Below are 15129 nucleotides of genomic sequence, written 5' to 3'. Positions count from 1 at the left end.
GGAACTCGCAGCGACGACCGAGTGCGGACTACATCTCCAGCACCACCTTGCCCAGATGGCTGCCCTGCTCCAGATAGCGATGCGCCGCAGCCGCCTCACCGAGCGGGAAGCGCTTGTCGATCAGCACGCGGATCTTGTCTTGTTCGATCCACGGCCACACCACGCGCTCGACCTCCGCGGCAAGGCGCGCCTTTTCGTCGGCATTGCGCGGACGCAGGGTCGAGCCGGTGAGGATGGCCTGCTTGCGCATCAGCTGCGGAATCGGCACCTCGATGGTCGAGCCGGCCTGCGAGGCGATGTAGACGATGCGCCCGCGCGGGTTGAGCGCTTCCAGCGTATCGGCAAAGACCGCAGCGCCCACCATGTCGAGCGCCACGTCCACGCCGCCATGCGCTTTGGCCACGTCCACAAACGATTCGCTGGTGGAATCGATCGCCACATCGGCGCCCAGCTCGCGCGCCTGCGCCGCCTTGCCGGCCGAGCGCGCAGTGGCCAACACGTGCGCACCGGCGGCCTTGGCCATCTGGATGGCGGTGACGCCAATCCCTGAAGTCGCACCATGCAGCAACAGCCATTCGCCGGCCGCCAAGCGGCCATGCTCGAACAGGTTGGTATAGGCAGTGAAGATGGTTTCCGGCAACGCGGCCGCCTGCACCAGATCCATGCCGGCAGGAATCGGCAGCACATGCCGCGCATCGACCGCCGCATATTGCGCATAGCCACCGCCGCCCAGCAGCGCACAGACACGCTCGCCCACCTTCCAGCGACCGGCCGGCTCCACGATCTCGCCGGCCACTTCCAGACCCAGCGTTTCCGGCGCGCCCGGCGGCGGTGGATAGTGCCCGGCGCGCTGCAGCAGATCCGGGCGGTTGATGCCCGCCGCATGTACGCGGATCAGCACCTGCCCCGGCGCCGGACGTGGGCGCGCCTGTTCGGTGGCATACAGCGCGTCGGCGTCGCCCTTGCCATCGCGGATGGCGATGGCGGTCATCGTGGTGTCGGACATCAAGGCGCTCCGTTAAAGGTGCGCCCAGTGTAGGCAGGCAGATGTCAATACGTGGCGTAGAGCATGCGATGCGGCTGCACACCAGGCCTGCATCGCGCGCGACTGCGTGCAGCGGACGCGCGTGGCGATGCTCACTCCTGGTCGGGAGCGACGCCCTGGTCGATGTACTGGCGGATCGCTTCGAACACCTTAGACGTACCGTCGTCCTGGCCTGAGGGCAGACGCGCCGCAAAGTCGCTCAGCAACTTGCTGCCATCCACACCGGGCTGTTAGAAGGCGAGCGCCAGATCGCCGACACTGCGCGCCAACGCCACCCAGATGCGGCCCAGCGATTCGGCGATAACGTCCATTTCCTGCTCTTGCATGTCGCGCTCCGATCAAGTGGCGCGGGGTACCCAAGCCTGCCGCGCACGCCACGTCATGCGGCGATCGCACGCAAGCAGACCCGACCATGCAACCGCTGCATTGCGCACCTGCATGCTTGCGATTGCAGCCAACCAATCGAGACATTCGCAACCAAATATGCATTCATCGCGATGAAGCGATATTATGCGGACACGATCCGCCGGACCCGCCGCGATGACGCATCTCAGCTTCGAGTTTTACCCGCCCAAGACCGACGACCAGCGCGCACAGCTGGACCGCACCGCGACCAAGTTGAAGGGCTATGCGCCCGAATATGTGTCGTGCACCTTCGGCGCCGGCGGCTCCACGCTCAGCTACACCTCCGAGACGGTGCGCCACCTCAAGCAGAAGCACGGCTTCGAAGCCGCGCCGCACCTGTCCTGTGTCGGCGGCAGCCGCCAGGAGATCCGCGAACTGCTCAAGCTGTATCGCGCCATCGGCTGTACCCGCATCGTCGCGCTGCGCGGCGATCTGCCCTCGGGGATGGGGCACCCTGGCGATTTGCGCTATGCCTCGGAACTGATCGCCTTCATCCGCGCCGAGCACGGCGATGCCTTCCGGATCGAAGTCGGCGCGTATCCGGAAACCCATCCGCAAGCGGTCGATGCCTTGAGCGACCTGCGCTACTTCAAGGCCAAGGTCGATGCCGGCGCCGATGCGGCAATCACCCAGTATTTCTACAACGCCGATGCCTACTTCCATTTTCGCGATGCGGTGCAGCGCATGGGCGTGGAGGTGCCGATTGTGCCCGGCATCATGCCGATCTCCAATTTCTCGCAGCTGCGGCGTTTTTCCGAGCAATGCGGTGCCGAGATCCCGCGCTGGATCGGCAAGAAGATGCAGTCCTACGGCGACGACGCCGATGCGGTGCGCGCCTTCGGTGCCGAAGTGGTGGCCAGTTTGTGCGAGCGCCTGATCGCCGGCGGCGCACCGGCGCTGCACTTCTATACGCTCAACCTGGCCAAGCCGACCACGCAGGTGCTGCAGTTGCTCGGGCGCTGAGGGCGGTCGCGCGCTATAACCACTTGCCGCAAACCGCCAGTAGAAATGCTTCAACGCACGCGGGCGCGGCCAGCTATGCCATACGCGCAGGCGTGCGCTCTTTCGCGTTCCTCGCCAGCTCACGCGCGCCCGGCTACGCTGCGCGGATGTCTCGCCTCCTGCCAGTGATGTTGTTGCTGCTTTGCCTGCCTGCCGCCAACCGCGTGCAGGCACAGGAGATCCGTCGCTGCGTCACGCCGGACGGGCAAACCATGTTCACCGACCGCCGTTGCGAAGACGTGGGCGCTGCAATGCGCGCCCCGCCAGCTGCGCACACGCAGGGCAACACCGGGCTGCACCGCTATGGCTGCCCACGCAAGCTGAGCGAGCTGGTGTCGCTCCTGCAAAGCGCCGTGGACAGTCGCGACGTCAATCGCCTGTCCAGTCTCTACCTGTGGAGCGGGCAATCCGACGCAGCGGCCAACCAGGTGCTGAGCCGGCTGGAAGCCATCGTGCAACGCCCGCTGCTGGACATCGCACCGATGTATCCGCAGACCGATACGCCCACCGGAGATGCAGACACCGCCGCGGCAACCCCGTCGCTGGACGGCAGCACGATCGATGCGCCACTGCCCGCGCCCACACGCCCACGCCCGTGGGGCCTGCGCCTGGAACAGAACCTCGCCAGCGGCACGCCTGCGCGCAGCGTGTTGCGCTTGCGCCGGCAATACAACTGCTTTTGGGTGACGTTTTAAGGCGGTTTACGAACACACTGCGTGCATCACACGGACGTTGCCCCGCATGCTCAGCATTGGCACGCGCTGCCGCAGTTCTTTGACCACGCTGCCTGCTCCGCCAAACGACACATCGCTGTTTTGTCAGCAGCCACACACTGGCAGCGAGGTTGGATCGGTCCATCACACACGTGGGTTGCAGCGCCAGACCGTCTCTACTGCGAACACCCTCACGCGGCTTTGCGTGCGCAGCGCTTCCCCGCGCGCCAGGATGCACGGGTGACCGGCAACGGATTCACGCAGTCGGCGACCACCACATGGTCTTGGCGTAGATTGGCCTGCGCAAGTGCGTAAGCGATCAGGTAGCCCGCCGGCCCGACCTCGGTCGCGAGTTCACCACTCTCGCGCAGTGCCTGCTCGATCGTATCGATGCGCAGATAAAACGCGGGGCATTGCATCAGCAAGGCCTGAGCGATGACGCTTTTGCCCACGCCCGACAATCCACCGAACACCACCAGCGTCGGTGGCGATTCGCTCACTGCGGCCACAGCGAGCGAATCGCCGCAATACCTTGCGCGCCATGCGAGCGTGCTTCGCGCAGGTCGGCCGCCTGCATGCCGCCGAGCGCGTAGATCGGCAACGACACCTGCTCGCGCAGGGTTTCGAAGCCGTCCCATCCCAGCGGTGTCGCACCCGGATGCGATGCGGTGGCCTGCACCGGGCCCAGCACCGCAAAATCGCAGCCAAGCCGCTGCGCATGGCGCAAATCCTCCACCCCATGGCACGAGGCGGCCACCAGGTGTTCGGCGGGCAGCGGGCGCTCCTGCAAACCGGCCAACTGCTCCGATCCCAGATGCACGCCGATACCAAGTTCCGCAGCCAGCGCGATATCGCGATTGAGCAGCAGCTGCGCGCGCGCACGACCGCGCAGGTTCATCACCTGCTGCAACAACGCCTGCCAACGCGCTGGCGCAACCTGCCGCCCGCGCAGCTGGATGCGGGTCACGCCGTCCTGCAGGGCGCGCTCCAGACTTTCCAGCCAGCGCGCATCGTCGTCTGGCTCGGGCGTGATCAGATAGCGGTCGGGCTGACGCAGCACACCCACCACCGGCACGTCGGCCGGCGGCATCGAATAACGCGCAAGTTTGTCGGCCGCCACCCAGGTCATGGCCTGGCCTTCGCGACCGCGCGGGCTGCCTTTCCAGGATGCGATGTGCCGCACTTCCAGGCGCAGGCGCTTGTCCGGATACAGCTGCGGCACGTCCATGACCCACTCGCCGACCTGGGCCTCGATACCGAGTTCTTCATTGAGCTCGCGCACCAGCGCCTGCTCGGAGGTTTCGCCGGGCTCGCGCTTGCCGCCGGGGAATTCCCACAGGCCGGGCATGTCGCGGGTTTCGGTACGCCGCGTCAGCAGGATGCGGCCGCGCGGGTCGGTGATCACGCCGGCAACGACGTGGATGGATCGAAGGGAATCGGGCATGCAACAAGAGTGCCGCGAGTCAGCGGTTCAGCGCAATCGCTTGAGGGCGGGGATTGCGAATTCGGGATTGGTCAAAGCGCAGCACGCGTGCTTCTGCCAATCCCGACTCCCCAATCTCCAATCCCGGCCTACAACGGCTGCCCGATCCGCCACAACACGCCACTGGGATCATGCAGGGTGAAATCGCGCGCGCCCCACGGTCGGTCTTCCAGCGCACTAAAGCTCACCCCGAACTGCTCGTCTACCCCCAAGTCATGCACGTGCTGCCACCACCCGTCAGCATCGTCCACCCACAGATGCAGCATCAGGTTTTCGGCCAGCTCGCGCAGATAGAGATCCTGCAGCAGGAACGCACAGTTCGCACCGTGTCGAAAGCAGGTCACGTTGCCCACCTCGTCCTCCTGCACGAAGCCCAGTGCGCGATAAAAGCGCTGCGACAACGCGTAGTCGCGCGCAGGCACGAACACCTTCAGTTGCTGGCTGGACAACGACATGACCGCACTCCACGCAGGACGTGGGCCTGAGCATACGCCCGCAGTCGCGCAGGCGGAAAAGCATGTCTACGGCGGGGACAATGAGTACCGCAACAAATACGGGAGCGTAGAGCGGACCTCGCCGTGCTGACACTCATCGGGAGAGCGCTCGCCAAGCGTGCTCTCCGTCCACACTCTAGTTTCTTGAAACCGCCGTCGACTCTCCGCGAGCACCGCCCCGGCAGGAGGCGCCAAAGGCGCGGGGCTCGGAAGCCAGGCCATGTCCCCGCCTCCGCCACACGTATCCGGCTTCCCAGGAAACCCACGGATACGCGTCGTCAGCAGAGCTCGCTTGGTAGAGGGCGCATGCCGAAGGCGCAAGCATCAAACGCGAAGACGCACCCCTGGGTACGCCATTCCGTCACCGGACTTTCGAAAACCCCCAAGAATCCCTTTCGTAGGTAGAGCCCCCTTGGTAAGGGGCGCGCGCCCAAGGCGCGGGGATCGGAAGCAATACCGTGAGCCCGCTATCCGCGTTGCGGATAGCGGGTGCGCAGCCCGCTTCGCGGGCTGCGCCACGGTCAGCTAAGCTCAGCTGAGCTGACCGTGGCAGTGCTTGTACTTCTTGCCGCTGCCGCACGGGCATGGATCGTTACGGCCCACCTTGGGTTCGTCGCGGGTGACCTGCGACACCGGTACCGGTGCGCTGCCACCCTGCATCTGCTCCACTTCCTCGTCGGCGCCGTAACCGCCTGCATCCTGGTGCTGGAACTGCGAGGCCATCAGGCGTGCTTGCGCCTGAAGACGTTCCTGCTCTTCCAGCTCGGCCACTTCCTCTTCGCTGCGGATGCGCACGCGCGCCAGCAGGTTGACCACTTCGCGCTTGACGTTCTCCAGCATTTCGGAGAACAGCTCGAAGGCTTCCTTCTTGTATTCCTGCTTGGGCTGCTTCTGCGCGTAACCACGCAGATAGATGCCTTGGCGCAGGTAATCCATCTTGGCCAGATGCTCCTTCCAGCCCTGGTCGAGCACCGTCAGCATCACGTGCTTTTCCAGCGCGCGCATGGTGTCGTTGCCCACCGCCGCTTCCTTCTCGGCAAAGTGCGCATCCACCGCAGTCTGCACCTTGGCGGCAATCTGCTCGGCGTCCAGTTCTTCCTGCGTGCGTGCCATTTCGCGCAACGCCATCGGCATGCCCAGCTCCGATTCCAGCGTGGCTTCCAGTCCCTGCAGGTCCCACTGTTCGTCCACCGAATTGGGCGGCACGAAGCGAGCCACCAGGTCATAGATCACATCGCCGCGGATGCCATCGACGTTGTCCTTCACCGACTCGGCGTCCAGCAACTCGTCGCGCTGCGCGTAGATCACCTTGCGCTGATCGTTGTTGACGTCGTCGAAGTCCAACAGGTTCTTGCGGATGTCGAAGTTATGCGCTTCCACCTTGCGCTGCGCCTTTTCGATCTGCCGGCTGACCAGGCGATCTTCGATGACGTCGTCTTCCTTCATGCCCATCATGCGCATCGCCTTCTGGACCCAGTCCGAGGCGAAGATGCGCATCAGATTGTCTTCCAGCGACAGATAGAAACGCGACGACCCCGGGTCACCCTGACGACCGGCACGGCCGCGCAACTGGTTGTCGATACGCCGCGATTCGTGGCGCTCGGTCCCGATGATGTGCAGGCCGCCGGCCGCCTTGACCGCGTCATGGCGACGCTGCCAATCGGTCTTGATCTTGAAGCGCGCGTCTTCGCTCGCATCCTCGCCCAGCGCGTGGTACTCCGACTCGAGCGAACCGCCCAGCACGATGTCGGTACCGCGACCGGCCATGTTGGTGGCGATGGTCACCGCGCCCGGCTGACCGGCGTTGGCCACGATGGTGGCTTCGCGCTCGTGCTGCTTGGCATTGAGCACTTCGTGCTGCACGCCGGCCTTGCGCAGATGCTCGGACAGCATCTCCGAGGTTTCGATCGAGGTGGTCCCCACCAGCACCGGCTGGCCGCGCTTGGCGCAGTCTTCGATGTCGGCCAGCACCGCGTTGAACTTGCCCTTGCGGTTGAGGAACACCTGGTCCGGATGGTCCTTGCGCACGGTCGGGCGGTTGGTCGGAATCACCACCACTTCCAGGCCGTAGATGCTCTGGAATTCGTAGGCTTCGGTGTCGGCCGTACCGGTCATGCCGGACAGCTTCTTGTACATGCGGAACAGGTTCTGGAAGGTGATGCTGGCCAGCGTCTGGTTCTCGCGCTGTACCGGTACGCCTTCCTTCGCTTCAACCGCCTGGTGCAGGCCGTCGGACCAGCGACGCCCGGACAGGGTGCGGCCGGTGAATTCGTCCACGATCACCACTTCGCCATCGCGCACGATGTAATCCACATCGCGCTGATAGATCGCATGCGCACGCAGCGCGGCGTTGAGGTGATGCACCACGCTCAGGTTCTGCGCGGCGTACAGGCCGTCTTCGGCATTTTCCAGGATGCCGGCCTGCATCAGCAGTTCTTCGGCGTGGCCCATGCCCGCCTCCGACAGATGCACCTGCTTGCCCTTCTCGTCGATCCAGTAATCGCCCTCGCCTTCCTCGCTTTCCTGCTTGGTCAGCTGCGGCACGATGCGGTTGACGCGGATGTACAGCTCCGGCGATTCGTCGGCCGGGCCGGAAATGATCAGCGGGGTGCGCGCTTCGTCGATCAGGATCGAGTCGACTTCGTCGACGATCGCGTAATGCAGATTGCGCTGATAGCGGTCCGCGCGCGACAGCGCCATGTTGTCGCGCAGATAATCGAAGCCGAACTCGTTATTGGTGCCGTAGGTGATGTCGCTGCCGTAGGCCTCGCGCTTGTCGCTATGCGGCATGCCCGGATACACCACGCCCACGCTCAGCCCCAGCCAGTTGTACAACTTGCCCATCTGCGCCGCGTCGCGACGCGCCAGGTAGTCGTTGACGGTGACCACATGCACGCCCTCGCCCTGCAGCGCGTTGAGGTACACCGGCAGGGTCGCCACCAGGGTCTTGCCTTCGCCGGTGCGCATCTCGGCGATCTTGCCCAGATGCAGCACCATGCCGCCGATCAGCTGCACGTCGTAGTGGCGCATGCCCAGCACGCGGCGGCTGGCCTCGCGACACACCGCAAACGCCTCGGGAAGGATCTTGTCCAGGGACTCGCCGGCGGCAAGCCGCTGCTTGAACTCCGGGGTCTTGGCTTGCAGCTCGGCGTCGGAGAGCTTCTCGATCGTCGGCTCCAGCGCATTGATCTGGGTGACGAGGCGGGTGAGCTGGCGCAGCTGGCGTTCGTTACGACTGCCAAAGACACGGGTAAGCAGACTGTTGATCATTGAAGAAACCGGTTGAAAAGGAACGGTTTGACCGACGCCGGTCCCCAAGACCCGACCGCCGTAAACGAAACAGGGCGCACTGCGCCCTGTCATGGCAACACCCTATTGTAGCTTGGGGCGAGCCTTCACGAATCAAGCACCTCCATCGGAGCGTGCCATGCCTTCGTCAACCGCGCCCTCGGCGCCCCACTGGTGTATTGGTGTCGCCCAGGAACTTGCGCGGATTGACCACGCGGCCATCGGCCCACACCTCGAAATGCACGTGCGCACCGGTGGAACGACCGCTGGAGCCGGCCCTGGCCACCTGCTGGCCGGCACGCACCAGATCGCCTACCTTCACCACCAGCCGCGAGTTGTGCGCGTAGCGGGTGACGTAACCGTTGCCGTGATCCACTTCGACCACATTGCCGTAGCCGCCACGCACACCGGCGTAGCTGACCACGCCGTCGGCGACCGACATCACCGGGTCGCCCACGTTGGCATGGAAGTCCACACCCTTGTGGAAGGCCGAACCGCCGTCGAACGGATCGGCGCGGCCGCCAAAGCCGGAGGTGATGTAGGTGTTGCGGATCGGCATCCGCGAGGGCACCGAATTCTGCTCGAGCTGATGATCGAACATCAGCGCCGCCAGTACGTTCAGTTGTTGGCCGGAGGCGGAGAACTGCTGTTCGACTTGCCCTAGCGTCTGCTTGAGCGATTCGACAGGCATATCGCTGACCGTCTCATCGCCGCCACCGACGCCGACCGGCTCGTCGAAGTCGAACTCGCCGTCCTTCAACTTGCCCATTTCGGTCAACCGCTCGCCCAACGCATTAAGGCGGGTAGCCTGCGCTTGCAGCTCGCCCATGCGTGCGGCCAGTGCATTGACCTGCGCCTGCGAGGCGCGCTGCGCCTGGGCCAGCTCGGCCTGCTGCTGCGCGACCTTGGCCTGCAGCGCGGAATTGGTCACCATGCCGGTAGCGGCGCTTGCACCGACGCCGATCAGCATGCCCAGGCCGAGCACGGCACCGAGCACCACCATCGGTCGGTCCGACGCAAAACCCTGGAACTGTCGAGCCACACGCTGGGCCCTGGTTTGCCGAGATTTGATTACAACTTTTTTTAACGCCATATGAGTGTCATGTCCAAGCCCAAGTCCAACGCACGCAACCCTTCCGCTCCGCAGCAGGCCATCGAGGCCGCGCTGGGTGAAAAGGCTGGCGACCCCTTGCGCCGCGCCTTGTGGCTCGATGCGCTGGACCGGCAGTTGCGCCCCCTGTTACCGCCCCATCTGGCCACCCGTTGCCGGTTGGCCAATGTCCGAGGCGAACAGCTCGTTTTTCTGGTTGATTCACCGATCTGGCATGCCAAGGTGCGGCTCGCCGAGACCCAACTTCTTGATGCCGCCCGGTCCATCGGGTTGAAGGCCACCGCAGTGACCGTCAAGACGGCAAGCACTCCACTGCATTCCCCAATGCAGCAGAACCGCGACCGTCCACGGCCGGTGTCCGAAGCCACGCACAAGGGTCTGCGCGAGGCACTGGCCTCCTTGCAGGACGTCTTGCCGACCAAGCGATGACGTCCTTGCCGCCATCTCCGGGCGGCCAGCAGTGCGTGAAAAGATTGCGAAGACCACGCACGACCCGACGCATCCTAGCGGTCATGGCGCCCGCAGGAGTTAGAGAAGTCTTAAAAAAGAGTTAAGAACGGGACCTAAATCCGAGCTGGTTCACGCTTTCGGTGCCGATTGCGGCATTCCCTGACACATAGCCGCGGGGTAGACACAGTCGGCGAACGGCCAGCGGCGGGGTGCGGGGGCGTTTAGCCGATCTCATGCAGCTACCCATCGCCATCGGGCAGAAGCCGCGCGAACCTGAAGGCGGCGCGGCGGGTCTTGCCTGTCTCAGGCGTAGACGGGGCTGGCGTAGGTCACCGGCGGTTGCTCGGTTCCTTCGGGGAAGCTGACCCATTCCCAGGCGGCCTGGTCCGCCAGCAGCGCGCGCACCAGCTTGTTGTTGAGCGCATGCCCGGATTTGAAGCCTTCGTAGGCGCCCAGAATGGCGCCGCCGGCCAGATAGAGGTCGCCGATGGCATCCAGGATTTTATGGCGCACGAATTCGTTGGTGTAGCGCAAGCCGTCTTCGTTGAGCACGCGGAACTCGTCCAGCACGATGGCGTTGTCCATCGAACCGCCCAGGCCCAGATTGCGCTCGCGCATGTACTCAAGGTCGCGCATGAAGCCGAAGGTGCGGGCGCGCGAGATTTCCTTGACGTAGGCCGAGGTGGAGAACTCGATTTCCTGGCGCGATTGCTTGGCCGGGATCATCGGGTGATTGAATTCGATGGTGAAGCCCAGCTTGTAGCCGTCGTACGGCTCGAAGCGCGCGACCTTGTCGCCCTCGCGCACTTCCACCGGCTGTTTGATGCGGATGAAGCGCTTGGCCTTGTTCTGCTCGACGATGCCTGCCGACTGCAGCAGGAACACGAACGGGCCGGACGAACCGTCCATGATCGGCAACTCGGCCGAGGACAGTTCGACGATGACGTTGTCCACACCCAGGCCGGCCAGTGCCGACATCAGGTGTTCGACGGTCTGGATCTTGGCGCCGTTGCAGGTCAGACCGGTACACAGCGTGGTCTCGGTGACCAGCTCGGCATCGGCGGGGACTTCGATGACCGGTTCCAGGTCCACACGCCGGAACACCACGCCGTGATCGACCGGGGCCGGTCGCAGCGTCATGTACACCTTGTCGCCGCTATGCAGGCCGACGCCGGTGGCGCGAATGGTGTTTTTAAGAGTGCGTTGCTGGGTCATATGCGAAGTCTGGAGGAACAATGCAGACAGACGCTGAACCGACTGTCTATTGGGTAAACATTATCCGAATTTTAACAAATTACGCGTGATGAGAGGTGTCATGCCACTGTCTTGCCATTGCAAAAGCTGCCGGATCGTGACCGATCCGGCAGAAAAGGACATGGCATTACAGCCCCGACAGCGGTCGGGTGGGGCGGGCTACGCCGCCGTGGCGACGCAGCCGACGCCCATCAGTCGGCCTGGCGGCGCAGGAACGCCGGGATATCCAGGTAATCGTTGGGCAGGTCTGCGGCCGGCGGTGCAGCATTGCCGGCACTGTGGCCGCTGCCGACCGAGTCGCTGCTCGGACGACGCAGGCCCAGGCCCATGCTGCCGCCGACGGCCTTGGACACCGCGTCGCCGCTGGTGGTGTCGAAGTCGCCGAATTCCGGTTGGCCGGTGGTGGCATTGCGCACCAGCTTGATCGGCGCGCGCTGGTCCGGACGCTGGGTCTGGCGGGCAACCGCACGGTTCAGGCCGGTGGCCACCACGGTCACGCGCACTTCGTCCTGCATGTCCGGGTCGAGCACGGTGCCGACGACCACAGTGGCATCTTCCGAGGCGAACGCTTCGATGGTGCGGCCGATCTCGTCGAACTCGGCCATGGTGAAGTCCGGGCCGGCGGTGATGTTGACCAGGATGCCGTTGGCACCGGCCAGGTTCACATCGTCCAGCAGCGGGTTCTGGATGGCGGCTTCGGCAGCGGCCTGCGCGCGATCGTCGCCGCGTGCCGAACCGGTGCCCATCATGGCCAGACCCATTTCCGACATCACGGTGCGCACGTCGGCAAAGTCGACGTTGATCAGACCCGGACGCACGATCAGATCGGCGATGCCCTGCACGGCGCCCTGCAGCACGTCGTTGGCAGCGCGGAAGGCCTGGATCATGGTGGCGTTACGGCCAAGCACGGTGATCAGCTTTTCGTTTGGAATGGTGATCAACGAATCGCAATGCTGGCTCAGTTCCTCGATGCCCTTGAGCGCTACCTGCATGCGGCGACGGCCTTCGAACGGGAACGGCTTGGTGACCACGGCCACGGTCAGGATGCCCATCTCCTTGGCCAGCTGCGCAACCACGGGGGCCGCGCCGGTACCGGTGCCGCCGCCCATACCGGCGGTGATGAATACCATGTCCGCACCCTGTAAGGCGTCCATGATGCGCTCGCGATCTTCCAGCGCCGCCTGACGGCCGACTTCCGGATTGGCGCCTGCGCCCAGGCCCTTGGTCACGTTGGTGCCGAGCTGCAGCTGCAACTTGGCGCCGCAGTTCTTGATCGCCTGCGAGTCGGTGTTGGCGGTGATGAATTCCACGCCATCGACGTTGGTGTTGACCATGTGCGCAACCGCGTTACCGCCGCCGCCGCCCACGCCAACGACCTTGATGACCGCGTTGGGAGCCATCTTTTCGATCAGTTCAAAATGTGCCATGTCAGTGTCCTCTTGAGATGCCGTGAATGGGGAATCGGGAATGGGGAATCGGAGTGCTCCGTTCGCCAGCCCAACACCCGCATGTCGGCGAATGTTGTTGTTTGAATACCGGGAATGGGGGAGTCGGGAATGGGGAATCGCAGCAACGAATCACCTTCACGCCAACCACTGCCTCCTCGGCGGAACCACAAAAAAATTACGTCCTGCCCGCTCTCACCGCTCTCCACTCAAACCTTCCGCAACCGCTCTGCCTTTGCTTCAACCAATTCCCGAATCCCAAATCCCGATTCGTCAGAATTCGCCGCGATACCAGTTCTTCAATTTCTTGAACAAGCTTCCTGCGCGGCCGGTCGGGATCGACGGGCGGCGCGGGTGTTCGATCTGGCTGCCCATCAGCAACAGGCCCACGCCGGAGGCGTGCACCGGGTTGCCGACGACTTCGCCCAGGCCGGTGACGTGCTGCGGAATGCCCACGCGCACCGGCATCTGCAACATTTCTTCGGCCAGTTCGACCACGCCTTCCATCTTCGACGCGCCACCGGTGAGCACCATGCCGGCGCGCACCATTTCTTCGAATCCGGAGCGGCGTAGTTCGGCCTGCACCATTTCAAAAATTTCTTCGTAACGGCCCTGCACGGCCTGCGCGAGCGCATGACGCGGCATGCGGCGCGGCGGGCGGTCGCCCACCGACGGCACCTGGATGCTTTCTTCGGCGGTGGCCAGCTGCGCCAGGGCGCACGCGTAACGCACCTTGATCTGCTCGGCCTCTGGTGTGGGCGTACGCAGCATGTGCGCGATGTCGTTGGTGACGTGGTCGCCGGCGATCGGCAGCGACGCGGTGTGGCAGATCGCGCCTTGCACGTACACCGCCAGATCGGTGGTGCCGGCGCCGATATCCACCAGCACCACGCCCAGTTCGCGCTCGTCGGCGGTCAGTACGGCAACCGACGAGGCCAGCGAGGACAGCACCAGATCGTCCACCTGCAGGCCGCATTTCTGCACGCATTTGGTGATGTTGGCCGCAGCCGATTGCGCGCACACAACCAGATGCGCATGCACCTCCAGGCGCACGCCGGTCATGCCGACCGGGTTGCGGATGCCTTCCTGCGAATCGTCCAGCACGTACTCTCGCGGGATCGCATGCAGGATGCGTTGGTCGGCAGGAATGGCCACGGCCTTGGCGGCGTCGAGCACGCGCTCCAGGTCGCTCCAGGTCACTTCGCCATCGCGGATCGGCACGATGCCGGGCGAGTTCTTGCACTGCACGTGGTTACCGGAGATCGATGCGTACACCGAGCGGATTTCGCAGCCGGCCATCAGCTCGGCTTCTTCGACTGCGCGCTGGATCGACTGCACGGTGGATTCGATATCCACCACCACGCCGCGCTTGAGACCGCGCGACTCATGCGAACCGATGCCGATCACTTCGATCGGATTGCCGGGCGAGTACTCGCCGACCAGCGCGACGACCTTGGAGGTGCCGATGTCCAGTCCAACGATGAGGGATTTGTCGCCTTTGCGATTCATGTATGCAGACTGCGTTGAAGAGTGAATGACGGAAGCGCAGAGGCCAGACGATCGATCAGGCGATGCGGAAAGCGCGCGGCGATGGGATGTACCTCGGCCGGCGGCGCGCCGGGTGTTACCGGCGCAGTGGTCTTGGATTTTTTGGCGTCGTGCGGGGTCTCGCCCGGTGCACGTTCGACCGTAAAGCCGTTGGTGTAACGCAGGTCGGCACGCGCGATCGGGCGCTGCGGGTCGGCCAGCTGCGGCAGCACGCGCGCGAACCGTTGCAGACGTGCGCGCGCATCGTCACGTCCGATCATGATCTGCAGACCATTGCTCAGCCCCAGCGACCAGCTGCCACGCGCGTCCATCTCCAGACGTTCCACATCCAGGCCGGTCGGCGCAAACAAGGCGCGCGATTCGTTGTACAGCGCGACCACATCCTGGGTCTTGCTGTCCGGCCCGCCGAGCTGGGGCAACTTGAAATCCTTCAACAACGGTGGAGTGCGGAATAACCGGCCCTGTTCGGACAGCATGCGGTCGGTGCCCCAGCGCGCGAACGGCTTGTGTTCGGTCACGCGCACTTCCAGCACGTCCGGCCAACGCTTGCGCACCTGCGCACTTTCCACCCACGGCAACTGCGCAATGGCGTCTTGCGCCTGCTGCAGCTTCACCGCAAAGAAGCCGGCGCGCGCGTACGGCAGCACCACCGCGCGCAATTGTTCGGCCGGCACCCGTTTGAAATCGCCGGATACCCGCAACTTCGCCAACGGCCAGCGCTCGGCACCCACCCACCCATTGAGCACGGCCACCACCGGCAACGCGACCAGCGCCACCGCAATCAACCAGGCCAGGATGCGCAGGGTGGCGTTCATTGGCACGCTCCGCGCGCTGCGGGACCGGGGACCGGGGACCGGGGACCCGTAAAAGCCCGAGCAAACGCGCGGATGC

Annotated in this window: 13 protein-coding genes and 1 pseudogene; 3 read left to right on the top strand and 11 right to left on the bottom strand. The window is 64.5% G+C overall.

Features of this window, described 5'->3' with window-relative positions; genetic code table 11:
* Positions 1–28: 28 nt before the first annotated feature.
* Positions 29–1006 (bottom strand): NAD(P)H-quinone oxidoreductase, encoded by a 978-nt coding sequence (locus tag ACCQ06_RS04765; RefSeq protein ID WP_316690531.1) that lies wholly within the window; start codon positions 1004–1006, stop codon positions 29–31.
* 131 nt (positions 1007–1137) lie between these two features.
* The gene (locus tag ACCQ06_RS04760) at positions 1138–1266 is read right to left on the bottom strand and encodes a hypothetical protein (RefSeq protein ID WP_267191093.1); all 129 of its coding nucleotides are present in this window, start codon (positions 1264–1266) and stop codon (positions 1138–1140) included.
* Between the two features lie 319 nt (positions 1267–1585).
* Here ACCQ06_RS04760 and metF point away from each other — a divergent pair, with 319 nt between their 5' ends.
* On the top strand, positions 1586–2413 hold the full coding sequence (metF, locus tag ACCQ06_RS04755) for a methylenetetrahydrofolate reductase [NAD(P)H] (protein WP_104615852.1): 828 nt from the start codon (positions 1586–1588) through the stop codon (positions 2411–2413).
* 146 nt (positions 2414–2559) lie between these two features.
* Positions 2560–3147 (top strand): hypothetical protein, encoded by a 588-nt coding sequence (locus tag ACCQ06_RS04750; RefSeq protein WP_316690528.1) that lies wholly within the window; start codon positions 2560–2562, stop codon positions 3145–3147.
* 242 nt (positions 3148–3389) lie between these two features.
* Here ACCQ06_RS04750 and ACCQ06_RS04745 read toward each other — a convergent pair.
* The 5 genes and pseudogenes from ACCQ06_RS04745 to ACCQ06_RS04725 form a co-directional block, all read right to left on the bottom strand.
* Positions 3390–3674 (bottom strand): annotated as a pseudogene (locus tag ACCQ06_RS04745) (P-loop nucleotide/nucleoside kinase family protein); the annotation flags it as partial.
* Positions 3662–4609, bottom strand: a complete 948-nt coding sequence (locus ACCQ06_RS04740) for a Nudix family hydrolase (RefSeq protein ID WP_316690527.1) — start codon at positions 4607–4609, stop codon at positions 3662–3664. The pseudogene ACCQ06_RS04745 and the gene ACCQ06_RS04740, both read right to left, overlap by 13 nt.
* Positions 4610–4737: 128 nt before the next feature.
* The gene (locus tag ACCQ06_RS04735) at positions 4738–5103 is read right to left on the bottom strand and encodes a VOC family protein (RefSeq protein ID WP_316690525.1); all 366 of its coding nucleotides are present in this window, start codon (positions 5101–5103) and stop codon (positions 4738–4740) included.
* Between the two features lie 570 nt (positions 5104–5673).
* Entirely contained in the window at positions 5674–8412 is a 2739-nt protein-coding gene (secA, locus tag ACCQ06_RS04730; protein ID WP_316690523.1) for a preprotein translocase subunit SecA, read from the bottom strand.
* A gap of 166 nt (positions 8413–8578) precedes the next feature.
* Complete coding sequence (locus ACCQ06_RS04725; RefSeq protein ID WP_104615847.1) at positions 8579–9523, bottom strand: M23 family metallopeptidase; 945 nt, start codon at positions 9521–9523, stop codon at positions 8579–8581.
* Between ACCQ06_RS04725 and ACCQ06_RS04720 the strand changes: the two genes are divergently transcribed.
* Entirely contained in the window at positions 9524–9970 is a 447-nt protein-coding gene (locus tag ACCQ06_RS04720) for a DciA family protein (RefSeq protein ID WP_228324412.1), read from the top strand.
* A 324-nt stretch (positions 9971–10294) separates the two neighbouring features.
* Here the strand turns inward: ACCQ06_RS04720 and lpxC are convergent, their stop codons facing one another.
* The 4 genes from lpxC to ACCQ06_RS04700 all read right to left on the bottom strand — a co-directional run bounded on the left by lpxC (position 10295) and on the right by ACCQ06_RS04700 (position 15053).
* Positions 10295–11206, bottom strand: a complete 912-nt coding sequence (lpxC, locus tag ACCQ06_RS04715) for a UDP-3-O-acyl-N-acetylglucosamine deacetylase (protein WP_316690520.1) — start codon at positions 11204–11206, stop codon at positions 10295–10297.
* A gap of 230 nt (positions 11207–11436) precedes the next feature.
* Positions 11437–12672: a cell division protein FtsZ gene (gene ftsZ, locus ACCQ06_RS04710; protein ID WP_104615844.1), complete on the bottom strand. Its 1236-nt coding sequence runs from the start codon at positions 12670–12672 to the stop codon at positions 11437–11439.
* Positions 12673–12963: 291 nt separating this feature from the next.
* On the bottom strand, positions 12964–14199 hold the full coding sequence (gene ftsA / locus ACCQ06_RS04705; protein ID WP_003485272.1) for a cell division protein FtsA: 1236 nt from the start codon (positions 14197–14199) through the stop codon (positions 12964–12966).
* On the bottom strand, positions 14196–15053 hold the full coding sequence (locus ACCQ06_RS04700) for a cell division protein FtsQ/DivIB (protein ID WP_316690493.1): 858 nt from the start codon (positions 15051–15053) through the stop codon (positions 14196–14198). The genes ftsA and ACCQ06_RS04700 overlap by 4 nt, the downstream gene beginning before the upstream one ends.
* Positions 15054–15129 lie beyond the last annotated feature (76 nt).

Origin of the sequence: Xanthomonas sp. NCPPB 4467, assembly GCF_041475665.2 — a bacterium.
GTDB classification, from domain to species: Bacteria; Pseudomonadota; Gammaproteobacteria; order Xanthomonadales; family Xanthomonadaceae; genus Xanthomonas; species Xanthomonas dyei.
This window is presented reverse-complemented; position numbering and strand designations above follow the sequence as displayed.

Coding starts and splice junctions, on each gene's coding strand:
- ACCQ06_RS04765 (WP_316690531.1), bottom strand. CDS start 1,006: ATGTCCGACACCACGATGACCGCCATCGCCATCCGCGATGGCAAGGGC.
- metF (WP_104615852.1), top strand. CDS start 1,586: ATGACGCATCTCAGCTTCGAGTTTTACCCGCCCAAGACCGACGACCAG.
- ACCQ06_RS04750 (WP_316690528.1), top strand. CDS start 2,560: ATGTCTCGCCTCCTGCCAGTGATGTTGTTGCTGCTTTGCCTGCCTGCC.
- ACCQ06_RS04740 (WP_316690527.1), bottom strand. CDS start 4,609: ATGCCCGATTCCCTTCGATCCATCCACGTCGTTGCCGGCGTGATCACC.
- ACCQ06_RS04735 (WP_316690525.1), bottom strand. CDS start 5,103: ATGTCGTTGTCCAGCCAGCAACTGAAGGTGTTCGTGCCTGCGCGCGAC.
- secA (WP_316690523.1), bottom strand. CDS start 8,412: ATGATCAACAGTCTGCTTACCCGTGTCTTTGGCAGTCGTAACGAACGC.
- ACCQ06_RS04725 (WP_104615847.1), bottom strand. CDS start 9,523: ATGGCGTTAAAAAAAGTTGTAATCAAATCTCGGCAAACCAGGGCCCAG.
- ACCQ06_RS04720 (WP_228324412.1), top strand. CDS start 9,524: ATGAGTGTCATGTCCAAGCCCAAGTCCAACGCACGCAACCCTTCCGCT.
- lpxC (WP_316690520.1), bottom strand. CDS start 11,206: ATGACCCAGCAACGCACTCTTAAAAACACCATTCGCGCCACCGGCGTC.
- ftsZ (WP_104615844.1), bottom strand. CDS start 12,672: ATGGCACATTTTGAACTGATCGAAAAGATGGCTCCCAACGCGGTCATC.
- ftsA (WP_003485272.1), bottom strand. CDS start 14,199: ATGAATCGCAAAGGCGACAAATCCCTCATCGTTGGACTGGACATCGGC.
- ACCQ06_RS04700 (WP_316690493.1), bottom strand. CDS start 15,053: ATGAACGCCACCCTGCGCATCCTGGCCTGGTTGATTGCGGTGGCGCTG.